Here is a 12,969-nt window from a genome sequence, read left to right as displayed (position 1 = left end):
TGCGTTATTGAATCATTTCATAATATTGGTAGTTTACTTAAATTGTAATCTATGAGTTTAAAACCGTCAATTTACACTAAACTTAAATAAGCTCGTTTCTATGTATGGGCAGGTTAATAGAGAAACATGTCCCTTTCCCTTGTACACTTGTTACATGTACCGTTCCCTCCATGCTTTTGATAACGCTATATGAAACCATCATGCCTAATCCCGTCCCTTTATTTTTTGTCGTGAAGTAAGGCTCACCTAAACGGTATATTTGTTCCTGTGTCATTCCAATTCCCTGATCTTGTATCTTAATTTGGATGGTGGAGGCTGCATGAAATAAATGAATGTATATTTCGCCATCATGGTCCATCGATTCTATTCCATTCTTTATGATATTGAATAAGCATTGCTGGAATTTCTTCCTTTCACCCATGACATAATAAGCCCTATCTTCGAGTAGGGAAAACTTCAATTTTATTCCATTGTTATTAGCAAAGGGTTTTATGCTGTCCACGACATGCTGAATTTCCTCGGATACCCTTAATCGCTCTGTGTTTTCAGGGCTTATGGCAGCAAACGTCAAATAATCATTAATGACATCCGTGGCCCGATCTAATTCATTCAGTGCAATATTTGCATATTTGACCTTTGTATGGGAAGACACATCTTCACTTAACATTTGAATATATCCCCTGGTAACTGTAAGGGGATTTCTGACTTCATGAGATATGCTTGCAGCCAGATGACTGACGACCTGCAATTTTTCCGCTTTCACTAATTTTTCGAGAACCTGAAAATTAGTGAGGATGACTTCCCATAATAAAATTACAACAATGATTCCTATGACATGGATCGAGAAGTATTGTTTCCATAGACTTATACCGATAGGAAGTTCAAATACTACTGTTGAAATAAACTGTGTGAGAATATGGACAATGAATATTAATGATATACCCATGCAGATTTTTTTACTGACAGACATTTTTAGATAGTATTTAGATATAAAAAACACGGAAACACCAATGAGTGGAAAAGTGATGCATGAGATATAAAATCCATTTTCCCCACCTGATAAATAGCGAATAAGAAGAGTGATGACTATCAATATGATTCCTAACCGATAGCCTCCATATAAACCGCCTAAAAGAAAAGGGATCCATCTAAGGTCCCAAACAAAATCCTCTTCTATAACAACGGGAAATAACATGCATAGAACAAGTGAAAGAATAGGGAAAATCGATAGGAAGGATCCTTTTAATGCATCTAAACGGTATACGTACTTCACTAGATAGCTCATTTGCAATAAAAAGATTGGAAAAAGGATTATTAAAAAGTTAATCAGTAAATCTTTTGTCATAAGATTCATTTTTACACCGAACTTTCGATATTTTTCGAAGATTTAGACAGGTATTTCAATAATAACAAGATAGAGAATGATAAGCTAGTGAAATTTCGATGCTGGACTAAAAAAAGATGCAGCTATTGGAACATAGAAGAAAGCGGGATGATTCAAGGATAGAAAAAACACTGAAACGACGAAGTCATTCCAGTGCCATCAAAAATATCCGAGTACGAATTTAATAAAGAGCTGACTTTGCGAGCATGGTGATTGTCGCATCATCCATCGGAGGATTATGAAGCCCTGCGCGTACATCCCTATAGTAACGTTGCAGGGGATTATTTCGTTGTAAGCTTTTGGCTCCGACGACCCTCATCGCTTTATCGACGATGGAAATCGATTTGTTGACGACCGATAACTTAACAGCACCCAATTGCTTCGATAATTCATCATGATTTTCAGGGTGCCGGACCCATTTTTCTGCGACAGAGTAGAGGAAATGGTGTGCTTCGCCCAATTCCAGTTCCATCTCCCCAATTGTCCGTTGAACATTCGGAAGGTCCCTGATTGGTCCTGGTAAGCTATTGGGAGAATAGGTTTTCGCAAATTCGACTGCGTAATTTCTGGCAGCCACTGCGATTCCCAAGTAGCAAGCAGGTATATGTAATAGCCACGCTTCAGGTTTTCTTTTTTCTCCAGGATTGCTTTTCATGACATAATACTTTTCAGGCAGGCTGACGTCATTTAACACCAGATCATGACTTCCTGTCCCCTGCATGGAAATCATATCCCAAGTTTCTTCTATACTTACCCCCATTACATCACGGTGAATTAAAAATGTGCCTAGCCGCTCATCCTCGGGAACCCATGCCGTTACTAGAAAAATATCAAGGACGGGAGATAGTGTAGTGAAGGTCTTTCTGCCATTCAAATTCCATTGTTGACCTTTTTTGATAGCGATCGTTTCCGGTCGGCCTCCGCGCGTCGGGCTTCCTGTGCCAGCCTCAGATGCTGCCGTGTTGATGAGAGCGCCTTTCGACACTTCATCGAACAATTCATTCATGACTCCTTTTTCCCATGGTCTCTTCTCCGTTAAGGATAGGACCGTTCCGACATGCCAGCCTATTCCTAAGGCTGTTGGGCCGCAATATTGAGCTATTTTTTCTTGGCATAGGAGAAAATCATATAAGGAACCGCCATATCCTCCATCCTCTTTTGCTAAAGTTAATTGGGGGTATCCGAATTCCTTTAATTCCTGAATGTTTTCAAAAGGAAATCCCTTTGAATCATCAAGCGCTTCAGATCGGCCGGTAAAGGACTGAATCGCTTCCTCTAATTTTTGAATATATTCTTTTTGCTTCTGTGATTGAAAAAACGACATGAAGATCATCCCTCCTGTAGTAAACAAAATCCTGAACCATCCAGCAGCAGAAACAGAACTGCGAACTCCACTTTATCATATCACCTTAGTGTAGTTTATGGTTTGAATCTGCGCATTAAGAGTCAATGTCTTCATTTTTATATTCTTTGTTCGCGTTCTTGTAAGCTTCCTTCGCCTGATCAATATCTTTGTTTTCGAGAAAGTAAGCTATCGCCGCTTGCCCGATTCCATATGTGACCGCGCCAGCTACCGCACCGGAAACGGCTAGACCGGCTCCTGGGATGAAACGGACTGCAGCCCTGACACCTTCCCTGACAAGGAGACCGATTCCAACATTGATCCCTAATGCAGCAATGAATTCACTTGCCGTTTTTGTATTGATTTCTTTATCCGCGATAAAACCAATCACCACAATCATCAAACCTTGAATGCCAGTCAAAATGGGAAAATCGGCAAAAGGTATTGGCTCTGCCCCTATTAAACCGGCTATTGCTGTAAACGTTCCAACTATCGTCCGCGCGAATTTCTTCTTAACGAATTGGCTCTGCATCGCTTTGGCGGTCTTCAACTTCGCTTCACTGGGTAAGGCCTCAATCAAGTAATCAGAAAGCAAATCTATGTTCCAGCGCATATCGTATTCAATATTTCCGCTTTCATCAAAATCAATATACGAACAAGTAGGAATGATGTTCAATAGTGGTATATCATTCTCTTTAAATCGTTTTGACATCAAAGCGATGGCTTCATCAATATTTTGTTTTTTCTTAGGATTGGCATCAAAAGGTGCTTGTTTATAATGTGGGGGATCCAATTCATCCACTTGTGTGACCACACAGATGACGGGTACATCATAATGGTGATTCTCTTTAACGATTTTGCGCAGCTTATTCAATTCTTTTAAATCTTCTTCAATCCGTGAATCCGTTTCTTTTGCTTTAATCAAGAAAAGAAACACATCAGGCTGTTCCTCGGTCACTGCTTTTATCAATTCATCCATTGGTGTTTCTTCTTCGAACTCTTCCGTGGGAGCTTCGCTCTCTCCCAGCCCCCGGGAGTCCAGTAAACGGATTTTGGGCTCGGCATCACTCGGGTACCAAAGCCATTTTCCCTTACCCGTTCCAGATTTAACGGAACTGACATATTGCCGTTCCTGACCAAACATCGCATTGATCAGTGATGATTTTCCGGACCCTCGCCTTCCGACAAGAGCAATTCTCGGTTCCCTTGCATCAACTGTCATCGTTTTAAGCTTTAAGAGCTGGTCCAGCATTTTGTTCTTTTTCGATTGTGAAATGGGCAGCTTATCTACCTGGCCTTTAATGAAACTGAATATGCTTCCCATTTCATCGTGTTTTTCCACCATCAGTCATTCCCCCTTGTTAAGAAGTGTTTTAAGTAACATTTACCCTTGAACGATTCAATTTAAGCATGTAACTTCATTCTTAAGGGGCCCATTTCTTATTTTCATTTAGCTCTTTTCTTTTAAGAACATAACGACACTGGCCATGTATTTTTGGATTTCCTGGACTTGAAAGGCGGCAGAATCCGCAATCTGTTTGTAATGATGCTGTCCTTCATCGGTGATTCGTAAATATCGTTTAGTTCGTTTTTCACTTTCCCACCTGCCGACAAGAAGGCCGTTCTCTTCCATTTCATGAGATAAATCGTATAAATAGCCGTTTGAAGCGATCCAACCGAACTGATTTTTAAGCAGATCTCCAATTTCCCCCATGTAAATGGGCTTTTTAGTGAAAGCGGCTTTTAAAGTTACATAACGGACAAGGTCTTTCACCGATATTATTTTCGAGAAATACGACCTGTATTCTTCAGGAAGCTCATTAAGAACCGGTGGGTTTTCACCAGAACCCCTTAAATCGAACATGAAGCGATCAATGACCTTTTTCACTTCGGAAAACCGTTCCAGGAAATTTTCTTGGTACCATATGTAAAGCTCTTTGCCTTTTTCAGTAATTTGATAATAATTTCTTCCCTTATTCGTATATAATGATAAATGGTTGGATTCGACTAGCGTATTGGATATTTTACATAGATAGTCATAGCTATGCACTTTTCCAGTGAACGTATTTTTTAGGTCCTGATGAATCGCCCTTGGATAATTCGCTTTTATTCTCAAAGAGTGTAGTAAAAAAATCGTTAAAAATTCCCGCTGGCTCAACCCAACCGTTTCAACCGTTGCAGACAGTTTCTCCCCTTTCTTCACTGTCAAAACCCCCTTTATATAGTGTTTATATAACATATTATTAATTATTTCTTCCTTCCCCTTATTATCCTGTGCTCCCACATAATAGTAAAGTTTTTAATGCCTAACTGCCTAGTACTAATTTTTCGAATTCGATCTGTTGTGGGATGAGGGAATTCAGAATATTCTGTCGAGGTTTATTGTGAAATATTTTAATATAACAAAAAGAAGAAACGGCCCATGATAAGGCCGTTTCTTCTTTTTGTTTACTGTTCCGTTAAAATAATCGGATCTTCTTTTGTAATGACGAGGGTATGTTCATATTGGGCGGAAAGTTTTCCATCTGCCGTTCTCGCCGTCCAGCCGTCTTGGTCCATTTTCATGTGCCATGTTCCCGCATTCAACATTGGCTCGATCGTGATGACCATACCTTCTTTTAGACGGGCACCTTTACCTGGCTTACCATAATGTAGGACGGTTGGGTCCTCGTGCATGGTTTTACCGATTCCGTGTCCTGTAAAATCGCGGACAACAGAAAACTTCTCACCTTCTGCATATGACTGGATTGCATGCCCGATGTCCCCAAGACGATTTCCTGCCCGTGCAACTTCGATGCCTCTATATAAAGCATTCTTTGTTACATCCATTAAACGCTGAGCTTCATCGGAAACTTCACCGACTGCATATGTCCAAGCTGAATCCGCCAAACCTCCGTTAAGGTTCACCACCATATCAATCGTAACGATGTCACCCTCTTTTAAGGCTTTCTTTTGGGGAAAGCCGTGGCAGATTACATCATTTACTGATGCACACGTTGCATATTTGTAGCCGTTATAGCCCTTTTGTTCAGGTGTAGCACCATGCTCTGCCAAGTACTTATCGACAAACTCTTCGATTTCCCAAGTCGTGATGCCCGGTTTTACCATTTTGGCGATTTCTCTATGCGTCGCAGCAAGAAGTTTGCCCGCTTCATGCATCAAATTTATTTCTCGTTCACTTTTAATGGTTATCATTTAAAATCCTCTTTCGTTTTATAACTTTTCTGATTGAGACTCCTTAATTATCATATGCCTTTTTTTATATAAAAAGCAACCAAAAACCCGGTAAAAATCACCGGGTTAAATAATTCATGACCTTTTCTGTACCTGTAATTCGGAGAAAAATAAGCTTTTGAATTACAAAAGTGTTAAAAATCGAAGCCAACGTTTCCGTTTTTTACACAATTGAATATTCCAGGTGTGAATTACCTAGAACATTATCATCACCATGGGACTTAATGATCTTAAAAATTCTATATAGGCCCTTGAGCATTAATTGGGTACAGATTCCCATTAAACGCAAATGAAACTCTTCCTGTTTCCTCTGATACGACCAATACTAGTGCGTCACTTCGTTCAGATAAACCTAAAGCAGAGCGATGGCGTGTTCCAAGTTTTTTTCCCCCTGTTGATCTTTCGGAAAGCGGAAGGACATTTGCTGCAGAAACAATTTGATTTTGACTAACCAATACAGCACCATCATGTAGTGGATTTCCAGGGAAAAAAATTGATTCCAATAAAGAATGGGTTAACTCCGCTCCTATTGAAATACCTGGTTGGATCAAAGAATCAAGAGGATCTCCCCGTTGAATCACAATCAACCCGCCATGTCTCAAGTTCGACAAATTTTGTACGCAAATTGATAATTCGGGATATTTGTCCGTAAACGGTGACAAATAACAGTTCAAATAAAAGGTTGCTGCTTTCATATCGATGTATACAAATTTATCCTTTATTTTCTCGAAATTTCCAAGGAGACAATAATTTTCATTACCCATTGCTTCTAAGTTATCCTGTAATGCCGATATTACTTGGCGAATTTCCTCTTTTAACATTTGTTTCATTGGTGAAAAATCACAATTGCCATTAGTCACAGGCATGCACCTCCCTTTTTATTATTTCACTCTCTTTTTCAATAAATCTTAATTGGCCTCTAAAAGACCATTCTTATTTTACCTAGCTCTATTTATGCCTTGTTAAATTTATAATTATGAATGTACTTAAAGTTTGTCTTCAAGGTAATTAATTATTCATCTTGACTATCAATCAGTAATGACTTCACATTTTTTTATGTCATATGGACAAGGTAAAAGAATAGATATGTTAATGACCTATTGAAAGATATCTTAAAATAAGAGGTGGTATTTGATGCCTAACGTAACAGTATTTGACCAAGGAACGTTTGAAGTGGAAAATGGAAAAAAGCTAGTATTAGCATTGGAGGATAACGGTATTAATATTCTTCACCGCTGCGGCGGGAAGGCTAAATGTACAACTTGCAGAGTGGAAATATTGGCAGGTGATTTTTTGGAGGTCACACATAAAGAAAAAAAGGTCTTTGAGGAAAAAGGAATGGAAGATCATTTGCGTCTATCTTGTCAAATTTACGTGAATGGAGACATAACCGTTCGGCCGATCAAGACGGTTGAGAACTCTGGAGTTCCTGCTGGGCCAAGGCCTGCTGCAGACTAAATAGTAGTATCAAAAAACATCAAAAAGACTAAAAAATAGTTTTTCTAGTCTTTTTGATGTTCTTTTATCTTTAGGAAATGATTTACTTCTTTTCCATGACCGCAAAGTAATTATCTTCATTATCAGCAAAATTGAAGACTCTTCCAGATGGCATTTTCACAAGTTCCCCAACTTTGATATTCTTCTCCGAAAAATCTTTATATAATTCATCAAGATTATCCGAGTAAAACATTAACGAAGGTGTATTAAGATTTAATTCCGGCTGCATTTTAGCAATGAATTCCTTATTATGCAGGATGATACTCGTTTGTGCTTCCTTAGTTGGGGCTATTTCAATCCATCTTAGCCCTTGGCCATTATCTTCTTCAGAAATTACACTAAAACCGAATTTTTCCGTCCAAAATTTCAATGACTCGTCTTGGTTATTTACATATAACATGATTTGACCGATTTTGTTAATCATTTGCTTCTCTCCCTTTCTAGTGACTCCGTTATGAATGATATCCATTACGTATAAGCATATTGTTGGTTGGAAATATATAACTAATTGAATCGTATAATAAATAAAAGATTTAATCAATATTTACCAAATGAGAATTCCCTTCCAGATATTACGCTACCACAGTTAACGCTACTATAACTTTATATCTCTAAAAGTAAAAAAACGTCTCTGTTTTAATGCTCCTATTCATTTCATAAAGTGTATAAGGAAAATGATACTTTTAGGAAGCTGCCCCCAGTAGTAAAAAAAGCTGTACAAACTTTACATTCAGAAATTTGCAGGAGTTGCAGGACTTTTCGATTTTCCCCAGAACTTCTATACAGAGTATTTCTCAAAGGAGAGTGAAATGGTGGTTCTATCGAAAGAGGGTTTGTTAAATATATTGGAAGGCAACAGGAGATTAACGATGCGGGTGGTTGAAGCCTTTCCTGAAGAGGAATTATTTCACTATAGCCCGGCCGGGAAGCTTCGCCCTTTCGCAGAGATGGTTAAAGAAATCATGAACATTGAAACTGGATATATGCGTGGCATCGCACTTAGTGTTTGGGAGTATCCAGATTCGTTTGCTGGAATTACCACCAAAGAGGAACTAGTTTCAACATGCGAAGCAGTAAGGGATGATACTAGGAAACTGTGGGAGGAAATGACCGAGGAAACGCTCGCAGTTGTAGAAAAGGATCCCTTTTTCGGTCCCGCACAAAGCCACTTTGATAGGCTTCAATACGCCTTGGAAAATGAGATCCATCATAGGGGACAAGGCTATATCTATCTTAGAACACTCGGAATTGAACCACCGGAGTTTTTCGTCAGGTAATAATGAAACATGATGTCATAATGCTTGTAGCAACGAATAAAAAACAAAAAAAATGGAGTGAGCTAAATGTCAATTGATGCATATCTTAATTTCAATGGGAATTGTCGAGAAGCAGTAGAGTTCTACGCAGAGGTTTTTGGAACCGAACAACCAAATATCATGACCTTCGGGGAAACACCTGCTAATCCGGAATTTCCCCTTCCAGAAGAAGCGAAAGATTTAGTCATGCATACAAGGCTGAATATTAATGGAAGCAATGTCATGTTTTCCGATACTTTTCCTGGTATGCCCTTTGTTGAAGGCAATAATATCAGCCTGGCATATGTCGGTAATGACGTGGATGAAATTAAATCGATTTTTAACAAACTAAGTGTGGGCGGCACGGTTGGTCTTGAGCTCCAAGAAACATTCTGGAGTAAAATTTACGGTCAGTTAACCGATAAATTCGGAATCAAATGGCAATTTAACTTCGAGAGCTGAAAAATGAACATGACCCTTTATTGATTATTCTTCAAATTGGATATAGGTCTTTTCACTGGTGAAAAGTTTCTATATCCTTTTTTGTTTTTCCTTCACCAGGAACAAAGATAATGTAACTAGCATAAGGAAAGTTATTCGTTAAATGATTGACTAGTAAAACTTGAATTCTCAGAACGGTTTATAACTTCACCCTAACCCTTACATCATTTTCTTGGTCCCTAATAAATGGTGTATAGTAATAGGGTACCTTCAAGATATTTAATCTTATCGAATAAATTCCCGGCTCCCTAATACCCCACCGCTAAACATGAAAGGAGAAAAAAATTTGAAAAACAAAATTCAAAAAATCACTACCAACTTGTGGTTTGATACTCAAGCTGAAGAGGCGGCAATGTTCTACACTTCCATCTTCGAAAATTCTAAAATTGGTAGAATCACTCGTTATGGAAATGAAGGAAATCAAATCCACGGGAAGCCAGAGGGATCAGTGATGACAGTGGAATTTGAATTGGAAGGACAAGCATTCGTAGCATTGAATGGCGGTCCTCAATTCAAATTCACAGAGGCCATATCATTTATCATCAATTGCGAGGATCAAGAAGATGTGGATTTTTATTGGGAAAAACTTTCCGAAGGCGGAGACGAAAAAGCGCAAGTGTGTGGTTGGCTGAAAGATCGATTTGGCGTTTCATGGCAAATTGTTCCTGCGGAACTAACCGAGATGGTGAACGACTCCAATCCTGAAAAATCAGAAAGAGTTATGAAAGCGTTGCTCCAAATGAAGAAAATTGACATAAAAACTTTAAAGCAGGCGTATATAGGATAGGTTCCATGAAACAACTATCCTGTATGTTGTGTTTATTCCACAAGTATACGTTTTGAAGTAAATAAAGCCTAGTTTCTCGGTACTGCAGGTGTTTAAATTAAATTTTGATATTGGAATTTCCTAAAAGTTGTTACTCCTCACTTTCCTGGCGATCTCCTTTTTAGAAAAGAAAAACCTTATTAAGTATAATGAAATGAATGATCTAGATAGTTTTTAAGGGAGATATAGAAACGATGGACAATAAATTTACACCAGAACTTCAGCGTGGAGATGAAATAATAGAAAGAAAAATCCGCTATGACTCCTTAGTTGTGGAACATAGCTGTTTGCTGTTAAAAGCACAATATCAACATGTCGTGCTTTTTCATGAAATCATGGATTCGTTCACGATGAAAGCGGGTCCTATAAAACTAACCATTCCTATAGGCAGTTATACGATTGCTCATTATTGGAAAGACCGTCCTTATAATTTATACATCTGGAGAGATAACGAAGGGCATTATTTAGGATCCTATTTTAATATTGTAAGGAATACATATATGGAGGATAAGTTGGTATCCTTTGAGGATTTAATCATTGATATCTTGGTGCTTCCGGATGGGGAACATTTTATTTTAGACGAGGAAGAGTTACCTGTGCCATTAGAGCAATATGAGAGTGGTTCTGTTAAACTAGCCCTAAACTCTATACTTGATTCCATTGATATTCTTCTATCACAAACCATTTCAGAATCCGAGAAACTCTATAAACATAAAGACATCCTTCCATGGTTGAACAACAAATGACATTGGTTTTGATTCTTTTAACTCCACAACATTGAAACCTTTACAATGAGCAAAAAGCCTACTTCATTCAGTAGGCTTTTTGTTCTCCCTCACTCACCATCAGCTTGAGCCGATATACTGTCGGCAAGCTCCTCAATGTTCTTAGATACCTTCGCACTGTATGAGTAATCACCGTAGCAATATGGGTATCGAAAATTTTCTTTGTCTCCGCCGCAATCATAAAGGGAAGGGTTTTTTTCGACCTGAAGCATGGAAAACTTCTTCGCAAGCTCCTCAGTATGCTTGCCACCTTTATTCGCAACGAAATCAATATAACCAATTCCCATGTTATATGCTTGGATGATCGTGGCAAAATCCACGTCCTTTTCATTGCCATATTCATTGATTCTCTTAAAGTGTTTCACTCCATACTTAATGCTTTCCGTTGGATCTGTGATCGAATTTGGATCAAGACCCGCTGACTCAGATGCCTGCATTGGGTCACCTCCCCGTCCTCGGCTTTCCTGCTGCATCAAAGCAATCAATGTCGAAGTATGCTCCTCAAGACCGTATTTAGCCAACTCGTCCCTGAGAAGTGAACTATACTTTTTCACGTTCGCAAAAGAATCAAGCGTATTTACTGATGTGGAAACATTTTCGTAATTGGGGGTTCGCATGATCTCTTTTATTAGCAAAAATGCAAAGATGAGGATAAAAATGACAAAAACATTCTTTGATTTCTTACGTTTCTTCTTCACAATCTCTCTCCGTTATCTCTAAGTTATATATTTATATCTTAACAAATAGTAAGAGTAATAACTATTTAGAATACCAATTAAATGTTCTTGAAAATGAGATTACTAGCATTGAATTAGTATTTTATCTTTAACTCTTAACATAAACGCAAGAAAACTTAAAAAGACCTGGTCACTCAGCGTATGTTTTTTCAGATAATGAGACACCCTATTGTGTGGAGGTGATATGTATGGATAGGAAAAATGATAAAGAAGAAATTCTTGATGATAAAAAGATAAAAAATAGAAATGAGTTTGGGGCAGATCCTGATGAACAAGAAATGAATGGTCTGTATGGTATGTTGGAAACTGAATATGAAGATAAGCTTCATGATAAAGAAAAATGACGATTGATTTCTTGAAATTTTGTTAAGCGCCTTGTATGGCGTTTTTTTAATGAGTTCATCTATTTTGAGCTTCTTTAATCTATTCTAAAGGTTCGCATTTAGGCTATAAACGGATTTTTACATTGGTCATTAACTATAAAGGATACCATTAAAAGGGAGTGACCAAATGCTGCCACTCCCTTTGTTCAATTAGTATTGTGAAGATTGTCCGCCATCAATCGGAATGACTACCCCGTTGATGAACTCTGATTCCCCTGATAATAAGAAAGCGACTAAACGGCCGACTTCTTCAGGTTTACCAAAGCGTTTTTTAGGATTCACACTGACGAAATCCGCCATTGCTTCTTCCCAATTCTCCCCGCCTATTTGCCTGAATGAACCTTCTACCATCGCTGTTAAGATTACTCCTGGTGCAATGGCATTTATGCTGATTCCGTATTGACCATATTCTATGGCAGCTGTTTTTGTTAATCCTGCTACAGCATGTTTACTTGCAACGTACGCAGCTTGGTTAAGTACCGCACGAATTCCGCCTACAGAAGCAACGTTCACCACTGCCCCTGATCCTTGTTCTTTCATGATTGGCAGGATGTATTTCATACCATAAAATACACCATTAATATTGATGTCCGTTACTTTGTTGAAAACGTTGCTATCATATTCAGCTGTAGGTGCCTGTTTACCTTCGATACCCGCATTATTATAAAAACCATCGACTCTTCCATATTTGCTGACTGTTTGGTCCACATAGTTCTTTACTGCTTCTTCATCCGATACATCTGCAGTGACCAGAAGCACGTCTGAATTTGGTGCAATTTCAAAGATTAATTTTTTTGTTGCTTCCAAAGATGCATCGTTTAAATCAACTAATGAAAGTTTAGCTCCTTCTTTAGCCATTTCCAATGCGGCTGCTTGTCCTAACCCTGATCCTGCACCTGTAATGATTACTACTTTGCCATCGAATCGTTTGTTCATATGTCAAAACTCCCTTTTTAAGTTATCTGGAAAATCTATTTGATAATAA

General features: G+C 38.4%; 15 protein-coding genes. 6 read left to right on the top strand and 9 right to left on the bottom strand.

The features are described 5' to 3' along the window. Positions 1-82: 82 nt before the first annotated feature. From BW986_RS17685 to cdaS, 6 genes are all read right to left on the bottom strand, one after another. Positions 83-1,354 carry a sensor histidine kinase gene (locus BW986_RS17685; protein WP_076369217.1) on the bottom strand — a complete coding sequence of 424 codons (1,272 nt, stop codon included), beginning with the start codon at positions 1,352-1,354 and terminating at the stop codon, positions 83-85. Between the two features lie 211 nt (positions 1,355-1,565). Next, positions 1,566-2,708, bottom strand: coding sequence for an acyl-CoA dehydrogenase family protein (locus tag BW986_RS17680; protein ID WP_076369215.1), 1,143 nt, complete (start codon positions 2,706-2,708; stop codon positions 1,566-1,568). 115 nt (positions 2,709-2,823) lie between these two features. Beyond that, entirely contained in the window at positions 2,824-4,071 is a 1,248-nt protein-coding gene (locus BW986_RS17675; protein ID WP_076369213.1) for a GTPase family protein, read from the bottom strand. Between the two features lie 105 nt (positions 4,072-4,176). Then, complete coding sequence (locus tag BW986_RS17670) at positions 4,177-4,929, bottom strand: PadR family transcriptional regulator (protein ID WP_076369211.1); 753 nt, start codon at positions 4,927-4,929, stop codon at positions 4,177-4,179. A gap of 245 nt (positions 4,930-5,174) precedes the next feature. Then, entirely contained in the window at positions 5,175-5,921 is a 747-nt protein-coding gene (gene map, locus BW986_RS17665) for a type I methionyl aminopeptidase (RefSeq protein ID WP_076369209.1), read from the bottom strand. 278 nt (positions 5,922-6,199) lie between these two features. Beyond that, a complete protein-coding gene (gene cdaS, locus BW986_RS17660) occupies positions 6,200-6,826 on the bottom strand; it encodes a sporulation-specific diadenylate cyclase CdaS (RefSeq protein ID WP_076369207.1) in 627 nt (208 codons plus the stop codon). Positions 6,827-7,094: 268 nt separating this feature from the next. Between cdaS and BW986_RS17655 the strand changes: the two genes are divergently transcribed. After that, complete coding sequence (locus BW986_RS17655) at positions 7,095-7,418, top strand: 2Fe-2S iron-sulfur cluster-binding protein (protein WP_076369205.1); 324 nt, start codon at positions 7,095-7,097, stop codon at positions 7,416-7,418. An 82-nt stretch (positions 7,419-7,500) separates the two neighbouring features. On the opposite strand, the gene BW986_RS17650 is transcribed toward BW986_RS17655, so the two are convergent. Next, the gene (locus tag BW986_RS17650) at positions 7,501-7,881 is read right to left on the bottom strand and encodes a VOC family protein (protein WP_076369203.1); all 381 of its coding nucleotides are present in this window, start codon (positions 7,879-7,881) and stop codon (positions 7,501-7,503) included. A 385-nt stretch (positions 7,882-8,266) separates the two neighbouring features. Between BW986_RS17650 and BW986_RS17645 the strand changes: the two genes are divergently transcribed. The 4 genes from BW986_RS17645 (at position 8,267) to BW986_RS17630 (ending at position 10,825) form a co-directional block, all read left to right on the top strand. Continuing rightward, the gene (locus tag BW986_RS17645) at positions 8,267-8,734 is read left to right on the top strand and encodes a DinB family protein (protein WP_076369201.1); all 468 of its coding nucleotides are present in this window, start codon (positions 8,267-8,269) and stop codon (positions 8,732-8,734) included. A 66-nt stretch (positions 8,735-8,800) separates the two neighbouring features. Next, the gene (locus BW986_RS17640; RefSeq protein ID WP_076369199.1) at positions 8,801-9,214 is read left to right on the top strand and encodes a VOC family protein; all 414 of its coding nucleotides are present in this window, start codon (positions 8,801-8,803) and stop codon (positions 9,212-9,214) included. A gap of 325 nt (positions 9,215-9,539) precedes the next feature. Next, complete coding sequence (locus BW986_RS17635; protein ID WP_142244675.1) at positions 9,540-10,040, top strand: VOC family protein; 501 nt, start codon at positions 9,540-9,542, stop codon at positions 10,038-10,040. Positions 10,041-10,273: 233 nt separating this feature from the next. Then, the gene (locus BW986_RS17630; protein WP_076369195.1) at positions 10,274-10,825 is read left to right on the top strand and encodes a ribonuclease FAU-1 family protein; all 552 of its coding nucleotides are present in this window, start codon (positions 10,274-10,276) and stop codon (positions 10,823-10,825) included. 89 nt (positions 10,826-10,914) lie between these two features. Here the strand turns inward: BW986_RS17630 and BW986_RS17625 are convergent, their stop codons facing one another. Continuing rightward, positions 10,915-11,562, bottom strand: a complete 648-nt coding sequence (locus BW986_RS17625; RefSeq protein ID WP_076369193.1) for a lysozyme family protein — start codon at positions 11,560-11,562, stop codon at positions 10,915-10,917. 227 nt (positions 11,563-11,789) lie between these two features. On the opposite strand from BW986_RS17625, the gene BW986_RS17620 reads away from it, so the two are divergent. Further along, positions 11,790-11,945 (top strand): DUF4021 domain-containing protein, encoded by a 156-nt coding sequence (locus BW986_RS17620; RefSeq protein ID WP_081395680.1) that lies wholly within the window; start codon positions 11,790-11,792, stop codon positions 11,943-11,945. A gap of 189 nt (positions 11,946-12,134) precedes the next feature. Here the strand turns inward: BW986_RS17620 and BW986_RS17615 are convergent, their stop codons facing one another. Continuing rightward, entirely contained in the window at positions 12,135-12,920 is a 786-nt protein-coding gene (locus tag BW986_RS17615; RefSeq protein WP_076369191.1) for a glucose 1-dehydrogenase, read from the bottom strand. Between the last annotated feature and the right edge of the window lie 49 nt (positions 12,921-12,969).

The sequence above is a fragment of the Peribacillus simplex genome, from assembly GCF_900156045.1.
Classification (GTDB): domain Bacteria; phylum Bacillota; class Bacilli; order Bacillales; family DSM-1321; genus Peribacillus; species Peribacillus simplex_D.
This window is presented reverse-complemented; position numbering and strand designations above follow the sequence as displayed.

Excerpts from the sequence above, each read along its gene's own strand:
- BW986_RS17630 (WP_076369195.1), top strand. The coding sequence starts at position 10,274 with ATGGACAATAAATTTACACCAGAACTTCAGCGTGGAGATGAAATAATA.
- BW986_RS17615 (WP_076369191.1), bottom strand. The coding sequence starts at position 12,920 with ATGAACAAACGATTCGATGGCAAAGTAGTAATCATTACAGGTGCAGGA.
- BW986_RS17680 (WP_076369215.1), bottom strand. The coding sequence starts at position 2,708 with ATGTCGTTTTTTCAATCACAGAAGCAAAAAGAATATATTCAAAAATTA.
- cdaS (WP_076369207.1), bottom strand. The coding sequence starts at position 6,826 with ATGCCTGTGACTAATGGCAATTGTGATTTTTCACCAATGAAACAAATG.
- BW986_RS17620 (WP_081395680.1), top strand. The coding sequence starts at position 11,790 with ATGGATAGGAAAAATGATAAAGAAGAAATTCTTGATGATAAAAAGATA.
- BW986_RS17650 (WP_076369203.1), bottom strand. The coding sequence starts at position 7,881 with ATGATTAACAAAATCGGTCAAATCATGTTATATGTAAATAACCAAGAC.
- BW986_RS17675 (WP_076369213.1), bottom strand. The coding sequence starts at position 4,071 with ATGGTGGAAAAACACGATGAAATGGGAAGCATATTCAGTTTCATTAAA.
- BW986_RS17640 (WP_076369199.1), top strand. The coding sequence starts at position 8,801 with ATGTCAATTGATGCATATCTTAATTTCAATGGGAATTGTCGAGAAGCA.
- map (WP_076369209.1), bottom strand. The coding sequence starts at position 5,921 with ATGATAACCATTAAAAGTGAACGAGAAATAAATTTGATGCATGAAGCG.
- BW986_RS17685 (WP_076369217.1), bottom strand. The coding sequence starts at position 1,354 with ATGAATCTTATGACAAAAGATTTACTGATTAACTTTTTAATAATCCTT.
- BW986_RS17655 (WP_076369205.1), top strand. The coding sequence starts at position 7,095 with ATGCCTAACGTAACAGTATTTGACCAAGGAACGTTTGAAGTGGAAAAT.
- BW986_RS17645 (WP_076369201.1), top strand. The coding sequence starts at position 8,267 with ATGGTGGTTCTATCGAAAGAGGGTTTGTTAAATATATTGGAAGGCAAC.